Source organism: Pseudomonas sp. S2_E01, assembly GCF_054668365.1.
The window spans coordinates 4,056,675-4,073,662 of record NZ_CP162762.1 but is presented as its reverse complement, the minus strand read 5'-3'; the positions used below and the strand labels follow the sequence as shown (position 1 = coordinate 4,073,662).

Annotated in this window: 13 protein-coding genes; all 13 read left to right on the top strand. The window is 59.5% G+C overall.

The window, feature by feature from the left end; all coding sequences use genetic code 11:
* The first annotated feature begins 25 nt into the window (after window positions 1–25).
* The 13 genes from AB4O36_RS18890 (at window position 26) to AB4O36_RS18830 (ending at window position 16,978) form a co-directional block, all read left to right on the top strand.
* Complete coding sequence (locus AB4O36_RS18890) at window positions 26–754, top strand: class I SAM-dependent methyltransferase (protein WP_460140003.1); 729 nt, start codon at window positions 26–28, stop codon at window positions 752–754.
* Entirely contained in the window at window positions 751–1,599 is an 849-nt protein-coding gene (locus AB4O36_RS18885; protein ID WP_460140002.1) for an NAD-dependent epimerase/dehydratase family protein, read from the top strand. The genes AB4O36_RS18890 and AB4O36_RS18885 overlap by 4 nt, the downstream gene beginning before the upstream one ends.
* Window positions 1,596–2,573 (top strand): ATP-grasp domain-containing protein, encoded by a 978-nt coding sequence (locus AB4O36_RS18880; RefSeq protein WP_460140001.1) that lies wholly within the window; start codon window positions 1,596–1,598, stop codon window positions 2,571–2,573. Before AB4O36_RS18885 ends, AB4O36_RS18880 begins: the two co-directional genes overlap by 4 nt.
* Entirely contained in the window at window positions 2,554–3,231 is a 678-nt protein-coding gene (locus AB4O36_RS18875) for a metallophosphoesterase family protein (protein ID WP_460140000.1), read from the top strand. The genes AB4O36_RS18880 and AB4O36_RS18875 overlap by 20 nt, the downstream gene beginning before the upstream one ends.
* A gap of 51 nt (window positions 3,232–3,282) precedes the next feature.
* Entirely contained in the window at window positions 3,283–4,428 is a 1,146-nt protein-coding gene (gene rffA / locus AB4O36_RS18870; RefSeq protein WP_460139999.1) for a dTDP-4-amino-4,6-dideoxygalactose transaminase, read from the top strand.
* 191 nt (window positions 4,429–4,619) lie between these two features.
* Window positions 4,620–5,360, top strand: a complete 741-nt coding sequence (locus AB4O36_RS18865) for a flagellar basal body rod protein FlgF (protein WP_460117176.1) — start codon at window positions 4,620–4,622, stop codon at window positions 5,358–5,360.
* Window positions 5,361–5,405: 45 nt separating this feature from the next.
* Window positions 5,406–6,191, top strand: coding sequence for a flagellar basal-body rod protein FlgG (gene flgG, locus AB4O36_RS18860; RefSeq protein WP_008030483.1), 786 nt, complete (start codon window positions 5,406–5,408; stop codon window positions 6,189–6,191).
* A 52-nt stretch (window positions 6,192–6,243) separates the two neighbouring features.
* Complete coding sequence (gene flgH / locus AB4O36_RS18855; protein WP_460117175.1) at window positions 6,244–6,939, top strand: flagellar basal body L-ring protein FlgH; 696 nt, start codon at window positions 6,244–6,246, stop codon at window positions 6,937–6,939.
* Between the two features lie 260 nt (window positions 6,940–7,199).
* Window positions 7,200–8,321 carry a flagellar basal body P-ring protein FlgI gene (locus AB4O36_RS18850; RefSeq protein WP_460117174.1) on the top strand — a complete coding sequence of 374 codons (1,122 nt, stop codon included), beginning with the start codon at window positions 7,200–7,202 and terminating at the stop codon, window positions 8,319–8,321.
* An 11-nt stretch (window positions 8,322–8,332) separates the two neighbouring features.
* Window positions 8,333–9,631, top strand: coding sequence for a flagellar assembly peptidoglycan hydrolase FlgJ (flgJ, locus tag AB4O36_RS18845; RefSeq protein WP_460139998.1), 1,299 nt, complete (start codon window positions 8,333–8,335; stop codon window positions 9,629–9,631).
* 24 nt (window positions 9,632–9,655) lie between these two features.
* A complete protein-coding gene (gene flgK / locus AB4O36_RS18840) occupies window positions 9,656–11,734 on the top strand; it encodes a flagellar hook-associated protein FlgK (protein ID WP_460117172.1) in 2,079 nt (692 codons plus the stop codon).
* A 13-nt stretch (window positions 11,735–11,747) separates the two neighbouring features.
* Window positions 11,748–13,295 (top strand): flagellar hook-associated protein 3, encoded by a 1,548-nt coding sequence (locus AB4O36_RS18835; protein ID WP_460117171.1) that lies wholly within the window; start codon window positions 11,748–11,750, stop codon window positions 13,293–13,295.
* A 110-nt stretch (window positions 13,296–13,405) separates the two neighbouring features.
* Window positions 13,406–16,978 carry a glycosyltransferase gene (locus AB4O36_RS18830; RefSeq protein WP_460142160.1) on the top strand — a complete coding sequence of 1,191 codons (3,573 nt, stop codon included), beginning with the start codon at window positions 13,406–13,408 and terminating at the stop codon, window positions 16,976–16,978.
* The last annotated feature ends 10 nt before the right edge of the window (window positions 16,979–16,988 follow it).

The window sequence follows — 16,988 nt, the reverse complement described above, 5'->3', positions numbered from 1 at the left end:
GGCCGCTCAGTGGGGTGCCCGTGACATGAGCAACGAATTGGATACTTTCATCGCCGCCTACAGCGACGGCTTTGGTTATGCGTATGACAACAACATCATTTTGAACTGGTACCCCCGGCGCATCATGGCGCTCTGCAGCAAAGAGCAAAGGCTGCTGGAACTCGGTATTGGCCATGGGTTCAGCACCCATCGTTTCTCGCAGTTTTTTGGTGAGCACACGGTGATCGATGGTTCCGCCTCGGTGATTGATCAGTTCAAGGCACAGTACCCGGACAATACGGCCGAGATCGTCGAAAGTTACTTCGAGACATTCGACACCGACAAGCGATTCGACCTGATCGTCATGGGGTTTGTGCTTGAGCATGTCGACGATCCGCAGGCTGTCCTGAAAAAGTTCAAGCACTACCTGGCCCCGGGCGGGCGTTGCTTCGTGCTCGTGCCCAATGGTGAGTCCCTGCATCGGCGGTTCGGTCATGCCGCCGGGCTGCTCGGCGACATGATGGCGCTGGGGCAGGGTGATCTGGAGTTGGGTCATGTGCGCAGCTATTCGCTTCAGAGCCTGACCTCTGAACTGGAATCCGCCGGATACCAAGTGGTGCGCAAGGAGGGGGTATTTCTCAAGCCATTCACTACCGGGCAATTGAAGGCATTGGACTTGAGTGCCGACGTGGTGGCAGCCATGTGCACCGTGGGCATCGACTATCCGGAGCTCAGTTGTGCGTTGATGCTTGAAGCGACCGTTGCCCCGTCATGAAAAGCCTGGTCATCGGAAGCACGTCAGTCATCGGCAGGGCGGTCGCCCGCGAGTTGTCACGTCTTGGGCAGGTCAAGTTGGCGGGGCGTCGAGATGCCGATGTCACGTTTGACTTGAGCAGTCAGGAACCTTGCGATTGCGACGAGCGCTTTGACCTGGTTGTACTCGCTGCTGCCGATTTCGGCGGCGGCCAACCGGACGATCTGGTCCGTGCCGAACTGGTCAACAGCGTGGGAGCATTGGCTGCCTGCCGCCTTGCCGAACAATGCGGAGCGCGGCATTTCATCCTGTTGTCATCGCATTCGGCCTGCTATCAGCCAACGGATCCCTACTTTGGCATCTATTCACTGTCCAAGCGCCATGCCGAAGAAGTGGCGAGCCTTTATTGCCAGGCGCGGGGCATGGCGTTGACCGTGCTGCGCATCAGTCAAGTCTATGACAGCGAGGGGCTGTGCCAGCCTCATCAGCCTTTGCTCTACGCCATTGCCGACAAGGCCCGGGAGGGCCAAACCGTCGAGTTGTATGGCAGCAATGATGCAAGGCGTAACTACCTGCATTTGAATGATCTGGCCGAGATCTGCGCCCGGTTGGCGGAGCAAGGTATCCCTGGTTTTTACAACTGCGGACACCCTGAAAGCCTTCATCTTTCCGAGATTGTCCAGGCTGCATTCGATGCGGTTGGCAAGCCATTGGATCTCCGCTTCCTGGTGGAAAAAAATGATATTCCCGATCTGCCTCTCTTTGATGGTGCGGGTGAGTTGTACGAGCGCATTGGATTCACTCCGCGAATCGGTGTTCGCCAGGGCTTCGAGCTGATGAGAGCACACCGGGAGAATCTGTCATGAAGACCGTCATGGTGACGGGCGTAGGCGCCATCATGGGCTACGGCCTGCTTAAGTCGCTGCGTGCGGCGGACCCCTCCGTTCGCCTGGTCGGCACCGATATCTACGAAGACGCTGTGGGGCGCGGCTGGAGCGACGTGTTCGAGCAGGCGCCGTTGACCTCTGCGCCGGAGTACGGCCAATGGTTGGGCAATGCGCTGGCCCGGCACCAGGTTGACCTGCTGATTCCGGGGATTGAACAGGACATTCACTGGCTGTCGGACAACCGGGCATTGTTGGCGACCTTCGACTGCCGGATCGTGCTCAATAACCAGAACCTGATTGAGCTTTCCAGGGATAAATGGGCGATGGACCAGGCGCTGGTGGCGTTGGGAGACCCTAGCCGTATTCCAACGCTGCTGACCGGGGATTTTCACTCGCTCAAGGCCGCCTTGGGCTTGCCGTTCCTCCTCAAACCACGCAGAAGCTACGCCTCCAAGGGGTTGGTCTGGGTTCGCGAAGAGCGCGACTTTACGCCCCATGCGGCACTGCTCGGTGAGCACCTCATGGCGCAGCCGATCATTGGCAGCGCCGCCGATGAGTTCACCGTGGCTGCGTTTGGCGATGGAGAGGGGGATGCTGGCCCGATCATCACCTTCCGCCGCCGTCTGGCCTCGGACGGTTCCACCGCCAAGGCCTGGGTGGAGCAGCATGACTCGCTGGATCAGGCCGTCATCAGGCTGTGCCAGGCGTTCAAGCCGGCGGGGCCGACCAATCTGCAGTTCCGCCGTGGCAGGGACGGCACTTGGCGTCTGCTCGAAATCAATCCCCGCATATCCTCGACCAGCTCGATCCGTCGCGCATTTGGCTACAACGAGGCCGCCATGTGCCTGGACCATTACCTCGATGGCAAGACGCTGGCCCAGCCAGTGATCCGCAGTGGTTTTGCTGTTCGTTTTATAGAGGACTTCATTGTCTATGATCGGGATCATTTCTGATGTACACGGCAACTACAGCGCCCTTCGGACCGTGCTTGCGAAGCTCGATGAGCTGGGCGTGTCGCGGATTATCTGTCTGGGCGATACGGCCGGTTATTACAGTCAGGTCAACGAGTGTTGTGAGGCCTTGCGCGAGCGCAACATCTTTTCCGTGATGGGCAATCATGACTGGTATCTGGCCAGGCATGAGCAATGTCCTCGCTCCAACAGCGCCAATGCCTGCCTGGACTATCAGCGCAGCGTCATCACGGCGCAGAACCTGGCGTGGCTGGACTCCCTTGAGGAGCGCTCGATCCAGGGTGAATTGAGCGTCGTCCATGGCGGTTGGAACGATCCGCTGGATGAATACCTGCGGCCATCGAGCGAATATTTCATGCCCTTGCCTGGTCGATTTTTCGCATCGGGCCACACCCATGTGCAGTGCTTGTGGCGTGGTGCGGACAAGGCCTATTGCAACCCCGGTTCGGTGGGTCAACCCCGGGACGGCGATGCACGAGCAGGCTTCGCGACCTGGGACGGCGAAGCATTCGAGCTGTACCGGGTTGAGTACGATATCGGTGAAACCCAACAGGCGATGAAGAAGGCCGGCTTCACCCCGTACTTCTACGAAAACCTAGAAAAAGGCACTCAGATCGGTGGGCGGATCAGCACACTTTGAACGATTGTGCTGTGCGCCACTAATTACCACGCCCACCCAGGGAAGTTCGCAATGAGCAAAGACACAATATTCTTCAACCGGCCGCACATGACTGGCAGGGAGCTCGATTACATCGCCCAGGCCAAGTTCGGCAACATGCTTGCCGGTGACGGTCCATTCACCAAGCGCTGCCACGGTTGGCTGGAGTCCCGAACGGGCTGCAACAAGGCCCTGCTCACCCACTCGTGCACCGCCGCGCTGGAAATGGCCGCGCTGCTGCTGGACATTCAGCCGGGCGACGAAGTCATCCTGCCTTCCTTTACCTTCGTTTCCACGGCCAATGCTTTTGTGTTGCGTGGCGCGGTGCCGGTTTTCGTCGACATTCGTCCCGATACCCTGAACCTGGACGAGCGCCTGATCGAGGCGGCCATCACGCCACGGACCAAAGTGATCGTACCGGTGCACTACGCAGGCGTAGCCTGCGAGATGGATGCAATTCTCGCAATTGCGCGCAAGCATGGGCTGGCGGTGGTCGAAGACGCCGCGCAAGGCGTGATGTCGACCTACAAGGGTCGTGCCCTGGGCAGCATCGGCGACCTTGGCGCGTTCAGTTTTCATGAAACCAAGAACGTCATTTCGGGAGAGGGTGGGGCATTGCTCGTCAACGATCCCGAGCTGGCATTGCGAGCCGAGATCATCCGCGAGAAAGGCACCGATCGCAGCCGGTTCTTTCGCGGCGAGGTCGACAAATACACCTGGCAAGAGGTCGGCTCCTCGTTTCTGCCCGGCGAACTGATAGCCGCTTTCCTCTGGGCGCAGTTGGAAGAAGCTCAAGCCATTACCAATAGCCGCCTGGCGATCTGGGAGCACTATCATGCGGCCCTGGCGGAATTCGAACGCGATGGCTTGCTGCGTCGCCCGATAGTGCCTGAAGGTTGTCAGCACAACGCGCACATGTACTACGTATTGCTCGCCCCGGGTATTGATCGTCAACGAGTGCTCGACGAGTTGAAGAAACAGGCCATCTATGCCGTGTTTCATTACGTGCCGCTGCATTCTTCGCCTGCCGGGAAGCGTTATGGCCGTGTGCATGGCTCCATGGAAGTGACCGATGGATATTCCGAGCGCTTGCTGCGATTGCCTCTATGGCTTGGTTTGTCCGGGGAGCAACAGAACCAGGTCGTGGGTGTTCTGCGCAGTGCGCTGGCAAGGGTCTGACGGTCCTTGCCTCTTACCGGCATGACACCGCCGGTTTTTCGTCTTCGATAGATTCCCCTGTCTCCCCCTGATCCCTTCAACCCCTTTGTTTAGCGGCTCCAACGCCGCTGAAACAAAGTTGGTCTGCAAATTGCTTGAGGCTCAGTAATACAGCAGTGGGCGGCAAACGCCCGGCATGCAGAGGAAAGAGTGTGGACAAGTACCTTTATGTGGCAATGACCGGCGCCAGCCAGAATGCACTGGCGCAGAAGGCTCACGCGAACAACCTGGCGAACATCTCCACCAATGGTTTCCAGCGGGACCTGGAGCAGGCCCGTTCGATGCCGGTGTTCGGTGACGTCTTTCCGGCGCGTGCGTTTGCCATGTCAGAGCGTCCCGCCACCGACTTCTCCGCCGGTTCGTTGGTGCAGACTGGTCGCGATCTCGACGTCGCGGTGCAGGGCAATGGCTGGCTCGCCGTTCAGACCCCCGATGGCGGTGAAAGCTACGTGCGCACCGGCAGCCTGAACATTGACGCCCTGGGCGTATTGCGCGCCGGCAACGGCATGCCGGTCCTGGGCAATGGCGGACCGATCTCCGTGCCGCCCGAGCAGCAGGTTGAAATCGGCGAGGACGGGACCGTCAGCATTCGAGCGATGGGCGAAGGTCCACGCGTGATGGCCGAGGTCGACCGCATCAAGCTGGTCAACCCGGACTTCAAGAACATGACCAAGGGCCTGGACGGTTCCATCCACACCAAGGATGGTCAGCCGGCGCAAGCCGATGCCAACGTCAAACTGGTGTCCGGATTCCTTGAGTCGAGCAACGTCAACGCCGTGGAGGAAATGACTTCGGTGCTGGCGCTGGCCAAGCAATTCGAGCTGCACGTCAAAATGATGAACACCGCCAAAGAAGACGACCAGGCCATGGCTCGGGTCTTGCAGATCAGCTAATTATCAGAACGTTGCGCCGTAAAACAGGCGCACGAGGAGAATCGAATGCTTCCGGCTCTATGGGTTGCCAAAACAGGTCTGTCCGCCCAGGACACCAACCTGACCACCATTTCCAACAACCTGGCGAACGTGTCGACCACGGGCTTCAAACGTGACCGTGCCGAGTTCCAGGACCTGCTGTATCAGATCAAGCGCCAGCCAGGTGCCCAATCGACCCAGGACAGCGAATTGCCGTCCGGTCTGCAACTGGGTACCGGTGTGCGGATCGTCGGCACCCAGAAGAACTTCAACGCCGGTAGCTTGCAAACCACCGAGCAGCCTCTGGACATGGCCATCGACGGCCGCGGCTTCTTCCAGATCCTGCAACCGGATGGCACCACGTCCTATACCCGTGACGGTACCTTCCACCTCGATTCCAATGGCCAGATCGTCAACGCCAGCGGTTTCGCCCTGGAACCGGCCATCGTCATCCCGAACGATGCCCAGACCTTCACTGTCGGCCGCGACGGTACCGTCTCCATCACGGTCGCCGGCAACCCGGCCTCCCAGGTAATCGGTAACCTGCAGACCGCCGACTTCATCAACCCGGCCGGCCTGCAAGCCGTGGGTAACAACCTGTTCCTGGAAACCGCTGCCAGCGGCGCGCCGCAAGTCGGCACTCCTGGCCTGGCGGGTTTCGGTACCACGCTGCAGAACACCCTGGAAACGTCCAACGTCAGCACCGTTGAAGAAATGGTCAACATGATCACCACTCAGCGCGCCTACGAGATGAACTCCAAGGTGATCTCCACCGCCGACCAGATGCTCTCGTTCGTAACGCAGAATCTGTAATCAAGTCTATGAGGCGGCCCTGAGGTCGCCTGCTACACCGTGAGGTAGGGTCATGAATCGCTTTGTATCTGTCCTGGCACTGAGTGGGGTCGCCGCATTGGCGGGGTGCGTCGGCCCGACGCCCAAGCCCAATGACCCTTACTACGCTCCGGTGTTGCCGCGTACGCCATTGCCGGCTGCCGCGAATAACGGCTCGATCTACCAGGCGGGGTTCGAGCAGAACCTGTACAGCGACCGCAAGGCGTTCCGGGTCGGTGACATCATCACCATCACCCTGAACGAGAAGACCCAGGCCAGCAAGAACGCCAACTCACAGGTCGGCAAGACCAGCAAGGCCGGTATCGGTTTGACCTCGTTGTTCGGGACAGTGCCGAACACCAACAACCCGCTGGGCAGTGGTGACCTGACCCTGGAGGCCGGCTACAGCGGTGATCGTGCCACCAAGGGCGACAGCAAGGCCGGGCAGGGTAACAGCCTGACGGGTTCGATCACCGTGACCGTCGCCGACGTGTTGCCCAACGGCATTATCGCCGTGCGTGGCGAGAAGTGGATGACCCTCAACACCGGTGACGAACTGGTGCGCATTGCCGGTCTGGTTCGCGCGGATGACATCGCCACCGACAACACCGTTTCGTCGACCCGCATCGCCGACGCACGCATCACTTACTCGGGTACCGGTTCGTTTGCCGATGCGAGTCAGCCAGGCTGGTTCGACCGTTTCTTCCTCAGCCCGCTGTTCCCTTTCTAGGTGGGGGGCGTGTCATCTCTTATTTCCTGGGTTGCGCCGGGCCTGCTTTTACGCAGGGCAAGGCGCGAGGAGTGCAGTTTGGTTGTTCCAAATAAACGACGAGTAACGCCGCCCTGCGTAAAAGCAGGCCCGGCCCTTCGGGTTGTGCCTGAGCGCGCGCCATGCTGCGTTGCAGGCCTTGCCAAGGGAACGACCATTGGCGGCGGCCTGCGCCTTGCCTGGCACGCGCTCAGGCCTCAACGCAGCCCAGGAAATAAGAGATGACGCGCCCCGTGTTGAATTTCAGAAGTCTCATCGTTGCTGCCGTTTTGTTGTCGACGGCCTTCAGCGCTCAAGCCGAGCGCTTGAAGGACATCGCCAGCATTTCCGGCGTACGTTCCAACCAATTGATCGGCTACGGCCTGGTGGTCGGGCTTAACGGTACGGGTGACCAGACCACCCAGACCCCGTTCACCCTGCAGACCTTCAACAACATGCTCTCGCAGTTCGGCATCAAGGTGCCGGCAGGTTCCGGTAATGTGCAATTGAAGAACGTTGCGGCCGTGTCGATCAGCGCCGATTTGCCGGCCTTTGCCAAGCCCGGTCAACAGGTGGATATCACCGTCTCGTCCATCGGTAACTCCAAGAGCCTGCGTGGCGGCACCCTGTTGCTGACCCCGCTCAAGGGTATCGATGGCAACGTCTATGCGGTCGCCCAGGGCAACCTGGTGGTCGGCGGTTTCGATGCCGAAGGTCGCGACGGTTCGAAGATCACCGTCAACGTTCCGTCGGCGGGTCGTATTCCTGGCGGCGCCTCCGTCGAACGAGCCGTGCCGAGCGGTTTCAACCAGGGCAACAGCCTGACCCTGAACCTCAATCGTTCGGACTTCACCACCGCCAAGCGCATCGTCGACAAGATCAACGACATGCTCGGCCCAGGGGTGGCCCAGGCCATCGACGGTGGTTCGATTCGCGTCAGCGCACCGCTGGACCCGAGCCAGCGCGTCGACTACCTGTCGATCCTGGAAAACCTCGAAATCGATCCGGGTCAGGCCGTGGCGAAAGTCATCATCAACTCGCGTACCGGCACCATCGTCATCGGCCAGAACGTCAAGGTTTCACCGGCCGCCGTGACCCACGGCAGCCTGACCGTGACCATCACCGAAGACCCGATCGTCAGCCAGCCAGGCCCTCTGTCCAATGGCCAGACGGCGGTTGTGCCGCGTTCGCGGGTCAACGCCCAGCAGGAAGCCAAGCCGATGTTCAAGTTCGGCCCGGGCACCACACTCGACGAAATCGTGCGTGCGGTGAACCAGGTTGGCGCGGCGCCGGGTGACTTGATGGCCATCCTCGAAGCACTGAAGCAGGCCGGCGCGTTGCAAGCCGACCTGATCGTGATCTGAGGACGGCGACCATGGATATGTACAAGAGTGGTCTGGTCAGCAGCAGCGATTCGGGCTCCTACTCGGACCTCAATCGCCTGAACCAGCTCAAGGTCGGCGACAAGAACAGCGATGCGAACCTGCGCAAGGTGGCGCAGGAGTTCGAGTCGCTGTTCCTCGGCGAAATGCTCAAGTCCATGCGCAAGGCGACTGACACGCTGGGCGAGGGCAACCCGCTCAACACCCCGGCGGCCAAGCAATATCAGGAAATGTACGACCAGCAACTGGCCGTTTCCATGTCTCGCGAAGGCGGCGGTATCGGCCTGGCGGATGTGCTGATGCGTCAGATGTCGAAGAACAAACCCATGGCGCCGGGCGAAGCGGCCGCAGCGTCGGCGGCCAAGCAGGCAGCAGCAAAAGCCGCTGTGGAAACGCCGGTGGCCGCCGGCACGGTCGCGATCAATGGGCCGTTGTCGCGGATCAATGGCGAGCGTCCATTGTGGGCTTCGCGCTCGGTACGCGCACCGCAGGCGGCGGGTGAGGGCGAGCATCGCAATGATATGGCGCTGCTCAATCAGCGCCGCCTGGCGTTGCCGCCGAAACTGGCTGATCGCTTGCTCGCGGGCCTGGTGCCTTCGGCGACGACGGCCAGCGCGACCACGGTCGCAGCAGCCAGCAAGACTCAGCTTCCGGAGCGCTCTACGATCACCGGTTCTGGCCCGCTGTTCAACGGCGACTGGTTGGCGAACGCACAATCCGCCGCCAACGGTGGCCTGCAGATTCATGGTCGGGCCATGGCGCAGATTCCACTGGCGCCGGCGAAGAAAGCCTTCGGTTCTGCCGACGAATTCGTCAATACCATGCTGCCGATGGCCGAGGAAGCCGCCGCACGCATCGGCGTCGATCCGCGTTACCTGGTGGCCCAGGCGGCGCTGGAAACCGGCTGGGGTAAATCGGTCATGCGCGCCCAGGATGGCAGCAGCAGTCATAACCTGTTTGGCATCAAGGCCAGCAGCAACTGGACGGGCAATTCGGCACGGGCAATCACCAGCGAATTCAGGAATGGTGCAATGGTCAAGGAGACGGCCGAGTTCCGTTCCTACGACTCTTACAAGGACAGTTTCCATGACCTTGTGACTTTGCTGCAGAGCAACAATCGCTATCAAGATGTCGTGAAGTCTGCCGATAACCCAGAACAGTTTGTACGCGAGTTGCAGAAGGCCGGTTACGCAACCGACCCGAACTACGCGAGCAAGATTTCGCAGATAGCCAAGCAGATGACGAGTTACCAGAACTACGCTGCGGCGGGCGTTTCCACCACGCCTTTATAAGGCACCAGGATTAAGGTCTGAACCATGAGTTTGCTCAACATCGGGATGTCGGGTTTGGCCGCTGGCCAATCCTCATTGATGACAACCGGCAATAACATTGCCAACGTCGACACCGCCGGGTACTCACGCCAGCAAACAGTGCAGGGCACCAAGGCCTCGCAGCAGTTCGGCAATGTGTGGATCGGTACCGGTACGACGCTGGCCGATGTACGCCGGGTCTACAACAGCTACCTCGACGCCCAGTTGCAGACCACCACGTCGCTCAACAGCGACTCGGCTGCCTACCTGGGGCAGGTCACTCCGCTGGACAAACTCCTGTCGGACAGCGGCACCGGCCTTAACGGTGCCCTGACCAAGTTCTTTGCCTCGGTGCAGAACGTCAATGCCAAGCCTGGCGACGATGCCTCGCGCCAGTTGCTGCTCAGCGATGCCCAGGCCTTGAGCAACCGCTTCAATTCGATTTCCACGCAGTTGAACGAGCAGAACACCTCGATCAACGGCAACCTCACGAGCATGGCCGATCAGGTCAATAAACTGGCTGCTACGGTGGCTCAGTTGAACCAGCGCATCTCGGAAGTTTCCAGCGCTGGCGGTATGCCGAACGAGTTGCTCGACGCCCGTAACGAAACCATCCGCCAACTGTCGACCTTCACCGGTGCACAAGTGGTCGAGCGTGAAGGCAGTCTCGATATTTACCTGGGCAGCGGTCAACCGCTGGTCATGGGCAACACCGTGAACAAACTGGAAGTGGTGCCGAGCAAGGACGATCCGAATCGTCTGGCGCTGCAAATGAACCGCGGTTCGAGCAGCATCGATATCACTTCGATCATGACCGGCGGCGAAATCGGTGGTCTGCTGCGCTACCGCAGTACCGTGCTGGATCCGGCCATGAACGAACTGGGCCGCGTGGCCCTGGTTGTCGCCGATCAGATGAACAGCCTGCAGGCCCAGGGCATCGACAAGAACGGTGACTTCGGCTCGACCCTGTTCAACAGCATCAACAGCGCCGCCCAAGTGGCTCAGCGCAGCATCGCCACCATCGGCAACAACGCTGGCACTGGCAATTTCGATGTGACCATCGAAGATTCCGGCAAGCTGACCACCAGCGATTACAAGGTCACGTTCACCAGCGCCACCGACTACACCGTTCAGCGTCTGCCGGGCAACACCCCGGTGGGCACCTACAGCACCACGACGACCCCGCCACCGGTGATCGACGGTTTCTCGCTGAACCTCAAGGGCGGCACGCCTGCGCCGGGCAATACCGCCACCGCCGGTGACACATTCAAGATTACCCCGACCCGCAACGCGGCGGCGAACATCAAGACCGAGATGACCGACTCCAAGCGTCTGGCCATCGCGGCACCGTTGGGCGCAGCCATTGCTGCAGGCTCCAGCGGCACCCTGACAATTCCGGCCAGCGGTCAACCGACCCTGACCACCAAGTTCGATATCTACGACACCGCCACCGCGACGGCGATGCAGAACGGCCTGAAGTACTCCACGCCAACCAAGGTTGTATTCGGTGACGTGTCCGCCGATGGCACCAGCCAGGCCTACCAGTTCCTGGATGCCAATGGCGGTGTGATCAGCAGCGGCACGATCAAGCCGAACGAGAACAACACGCTCAACTTGAGCATCCCGCTCAAGGACGCCACTGGCGCGCCGATTCCGCCGCCACCTGCGACCCAGTACACGGCCACCTTTGAAATGACCGTTGCCGGTTCTCCGGCCAAGGGCGCCGCGATCAACGTTTCGTTGAGTCAACCGGGTACTCTGGACAACCGCAACGGCACCGCACTGGCCAATCTGCAGACCGCCCAGACCGTGGACACCGGTTCGGGCAGCAAGGGCATTTCCCTGACCGATGCCTACGGCAAGCTGGTTGAAGGTGTAGGCTCCAAGGCGGCCCAGGGCAAGCTCGACAGCGCTGCCACCGACGCCATCCTGGCCAACGCCAAGGGCGCGCGCGACTCGCTGTCGGGTGTCGACCTCGATGAAGAGACCGGAAACCTGGTCAAGTATCAGCAGTACTACACCGCGTCTTCGCAGATCATCAAGGCTGCGCAGGAAATCTTCAGCACACTGATCAACAGCCTTTAAGGAGTCGTAGTCCATGCGCATTTCTACCGCCCAGTTTTACGAGTCCACGGCCGCCAACTATCAAAAGAATTTCGCCAACGTGGTCAAGAGCAGCGAAGAGGCCAGCAGCCTCGTGCGCGTCAACACCGCCGCCGATGATCCGGTCGGTGCTTCGCGCCTGCTGCAATTGGGTCAGCAAGCGTCGATGCTCGATCAGTACGCGGCCAATACCAACACCATCAAGGCAACCCTGGGTCAGGCTGAGTCGGTGTTGACCAGCATCAACAACGTGCTACAGCGTGCCAAGGAATTGGCCATCGGCGCCAATAACTCTGGTTACACCGATTCCGACCGCCAGGCTAACGCCTCGGAACTGGGCCAGATCGAAGAACAGTTGTTGAGCCTGATGAACACTCAGGATGAAAACGGCAAGTACATCTTTGGCGGTTCAAAGGGCGACACGGTTCCGTTCACCCGTAACTCCGATGGCACCTACACCTACAATGGCGACCAGTCGACGTTGAACCTGCCCGTGGGCGACAGCATGTCGATGGCCACCAACAGCACCGGCTGGGAGCTGTTCCAGCAAGCGGTCAACACCGCCCGTACCCAAGTGACCGGTTCGATGAATGACGGTCTGGTGACCCTGTCCAATGGTCAAGTGAACTCGAGCGTGACGTACAACAACAAGTTCCGCGGTGGCGAGCCGTACACGATCGACTTTGTCAGCGCGACCCAGTTGAGAATCACTGACGGTACCGGCCAGGACGTGACCAACGAAGCCTCGCAGAATGGCGTGATCACCACGGGTACCAATCAGAGCTTCAGCTTCCGTGGCATCGACCTGAGCCTTAACTTCAACGACCCTAACGCTCCGTTGGCCGGTCGTACGTTCTCGCTGGAATCCAAACCCGACACCTTCAACGTTTCCCGAGCGCCTGGAAACCCGGGGCCTGTGCAAGCAACCGGTACCCGGATTACCGATCCCGCTGCGTACAAGGCCAGCTTTCCAAATGGCTCTGCGGTGCTGAAGTTCACCAGCGCCACAACATTTGATTTGTACGCTGCACCTATCACTGCCGACAGCCGTCCGGTCTCGAGCGGCACCATGGTGGGTAATACCGCGACGGCCTCCGGTGTGGAGTTCACGTTGAACAACACTGCGGCCGATCCACTTCAAAACGGTGACCAGTTCAATATTGCGGTCAACACCCACGAGACCCAGAACATCCTGGACACCGTGAGCCAGTTGAAGACTGCCTTGAACACGCCGACCACCGGTAACGCCGTGGCTGCCCAACAACAACAGGCAGCGATGACGGCAGGCTTGGGCAACCTCGCCAGCGGCATCGACCAGGTGTCAGCCGGATTGAGTTCGATCGGTGGTCGTGGTTCGGCGCTCGATACTCAGAGCGACACCAACCAGGCACTGGTACTGGCAAACGCCCAGACCCAGTCGACGATCCGGGACTCGGACCCAGCTGAAGTGATGACCCGCCTGACCTTGCAACAAACCATGTTGCAGGCCTCGCAACTGGCGTTCAGCAAGATTGCGCAATTGGGCCTGTTCAACAAAGTCTGATCCGGAGCAGGGATCGCATGAGGGCATGCGATCCCTGATCCTTTATTTTTTACGGTTCAGGACGTTGCGCTTCCGCAGCAGATGACGCCCGCCGGTCGAGAATCATGCGCGTGAATCCTACTCCTCTTGTCAGCATCGCCATCCCCGCCTACAACCCCCGTTTTTTCCGTGCGGCACTGCAAAGCGCACTCGACCAGACCTACGAAAACCTTGAAATCGTCATTTGTGATGATTGCCCTACGGATGAAATCGAGCAGATCGTCGACTCGATGAGCGTACCGGCGCACGTGCGCGTGAATTACCAGCGCAACGCCGTCCGCCTGGGTTTCCAGCAGAACCTGCTGCATTGCTTCGAAAAGAGCCGGGGCGAGTTCATCAAGTTTCTCTGTGATGACGATCAACTGATGGTGAACGATGTCAGGCAGCAGGCCGCCGTTTTGAGCGAGCATGCCGAAGTGATCCTGGTGGTCAGCAAGCATCATGTGGTCGACGCCAACAACTACATCTTGCCGATCCGCATGGAAAACGTCGGGCTGACGTCGTTCGATGCGTTGTTCAAAGGCGATGATCTGCTGGCCGCCTTCGAAAGAAGCCCGCGCAATATTCTTGGTGGTTTCACATGTGCGCTCATGCGTCGAGATGACATTGCCACATTGTTGCCAACGCTGATTGAGGCCGGGTTCACGGCCGTCCTCGATTTTGCCTTGTATCTTTGCCTGTTGCGTCGTGGCAACCTGGTCCAGCTTAGCAACGTCGGCAGCATCGAGCGTCTTTACCCGGAGCGGTTGAGCAAGCGCCCGGAAATGGTTTCTGCTGCGGTCACCGAATGGGAATGGGTGGCTCAGATGATCTCCCAGCGCGGTGGCGAGGCTGCGCCGGCCACCGATTGGGTGCGCTACGTGATGATGGAGGAGCTCACGGATGTGCAACCACGCGAGTGGGATGAGCTCAATCTTTATTCGGTCATGTCCACCCGTCAGGGGATCATGTTGGTTCAGGTCGGCACGGACTCGGAGAGTTATGCCGAGCTCTACTCGCAATGGATCAACTGCCGCCGCTTGACGCCATCGCGCAAGCAAGTGTTGTCTCGGCAGATAGCGCGCTGGGCGCATCGTCCCGCCATTGTGCCGGTGGTCATCGATCTAGACGAAGATGCTTACGAACTTGGCGTGACCCTCAAGAGCCTCGCGGCTCAAACCTACGCCTGTGAAACGATTGTGCTGTTGTCCAATGGAACCGGTGAGCTGGATGCAGGGATTGTGCGCCTGCCGATGCAATCGGACTGGCCGCAGCAACTGAACCAGTTGATGCCCCAACTTGATCAGGCTGACTGGTTCTACCTGTTGCGTGCTGGCGACCGGCTCACCGAGTCCGCGCTGCTGGTGCTGGCCGACCGGATTGTGGGCGCGCCGGGCGCCTCGTGCATCTACAGCGACGAAGGTGCGCTGGTGGACGGCAAGTCCGAACAGCCGATTTTCAAGCCTGATTTCAATCTCGACCTCATGCGCGGTTATCCGTACGTCGGTCGCACCCTGGCCTTCGAGCGCCAGCGCTTCCTCGCCCTGGGCGGTTTCGATGAGGCGGCGGGTGAGCTGGCCCCCCATGACCTCATATGGCGTCTGGTGGAAAAGGACGGCCCGCACGTCATCGGTCATATTCCCGAAGTGCAGGTCGAATCGACGTTCGCCTTCGCACAGTGGTTATCCCTGCAGCAAGTGATCGAACAAAACGCGCGTGTGATCACGGCTCACTTGCAACGCATCGGCGTCAGGCACGAGCTGCATCCGGGGCCGGTGCTGAAATTGGTCCCGCGGATCGAATATCACCATGCCGAGCGCCCGCTGGTGTCGATCATTATCAATGTGTGTGACGAATTGGCTGCGCTTGAACGCTGTGTCAACAGCCTGATCAGCACCACTGCTTACAGCCACTATGAAATCATTATCGTCGACAATGCCAGTCAAAGCGCCGAGATGCGCCATTGGCTCAAGGCAATGGCTGAACTGGGCAGTGACACGTTGCACATTCATTGCTGTTCGGAAAAGGCCGGCGATGCACAGGTCAGGAACTTCGCGGCCCAGCAGGCGCGAGGAGATTATCTGCTGTTGCTCAGTCCTTACTGTGTGGCACATGAAGAGCGCTGGCTGGATGAACTGCTCAATCATGGTCAGCGTCCGGAAGTGGGGATCGTCGGGCCGCGCACGGTCAACCTGCAAGGCAATGTGATTGATGGTGGCCTGGTTTTGGGTCTCAACGGCCTGGCGGGCAGGGCATTTGTCAATGAGCCTGCAACGTCTGGTGGCTACATGCAGCGCCTGAATGTGGTGCAGAACTGGAGTGCGGTCAGCGGTCATTGCCTGTTGGTGCGAAAGCAGGTGTTCGACAGTGTTGGTGGTTTCGAGGAGACCATCAGTACCCAGGGTATCAACGTTCTCGAACTGTGCCTGCGCATTGGTCGAGAGGGTTACTTGCTCCTCACTACGCCATACTCCAATGTCGTGCTGCTGCCTTCACCACAGAACCGTAACGAGGAGCGCAGCCAGCAACTGGAACTTGAACAGGAAACGTTCTACCGACGCTGGCTGCCGCAGATCGCCAACGATCCTGCCTACAACCGCAACCTGAATCTGAGTGGTGACAGCTTCAGCCTGAATCCTGGTTCACGTACCGGCTGGAATCCGCTGTGCATGCGCAATGTGCCGTCGATTCTCGGTTTGGCGCTCAACAGCTCGGCGATTGGTCATTACCGTGTCAGCCAACCGCTCTTCGAGTTGCAGAATGCCGGGCGAATTGTTGGACGAGTGGCGTATGACATGCCGTCGATCATTGAAGTCGAGCGCCAATCGCCAGACGTCATCATTCTTCAGGGGCGGTATAACCCCAACAAAATCAACGACGTCACTCAGGTGAAGAATTACTCCCGGGCCATGCGAATTTATGAGCTGGACGATTACGTCGTCCGGATTCCGGAGAAAAACGAACACACGCGCAACATGCCTGCAAATATCGAGGCAATGATGCGCAAAGGTATCGCCATGTGCGATCGGGTGGTCGTGTCGACCCATGCGCTGGCCGGTGCCCTGGCGGATATGCACCACAATATTCGCGTGGTGCCAAACATGTTGGCGCCGTATCTGTGGAGCCACCTAACCAGTCAGCGACGGACCTCAAGCAAGCCGCGTATCGGCTGGGGTGGAGGCACCAGTCACCGAGGTGACCTGGAACTGATCGCCGATGTCGTTCGCGAGTTGGCAGATGAGGTCGAATGGGTGTTCTTCGGTATGTGCCCTGACTTGCTCAGGCCCTATATCCACGAATTTCACCAGGGCGTGGCCCTTTCCGCCTACCCGGAAAAACTCGCGAGCCTTAACCTCGATCTTGCGCTGGCGCCGCTGGAGTTCCATATCTTCAACGACTGCAAGAGCAACCTGAGGCTGCTCGAATATGGCGCCTGCGGCTACCCGGTGATTTGTTCGGATACCGAGGCTTATCGCGGGCATTTGCCATGCACCCGCGTTCGCACCAACAGTACGGACGAATGGCTCCAGGCTATTCGCATGCATTTGTCGGACCCGGCGGCCAGCTATCGGATGGGCGACGATTTGCGGGAAGTGGTCTTGCGCGATTTCATGCTGCGCGGCGATAACCTGCAGTACTGGGCCGATGGCTGGTTACCGGATTGATGAAGCTCAA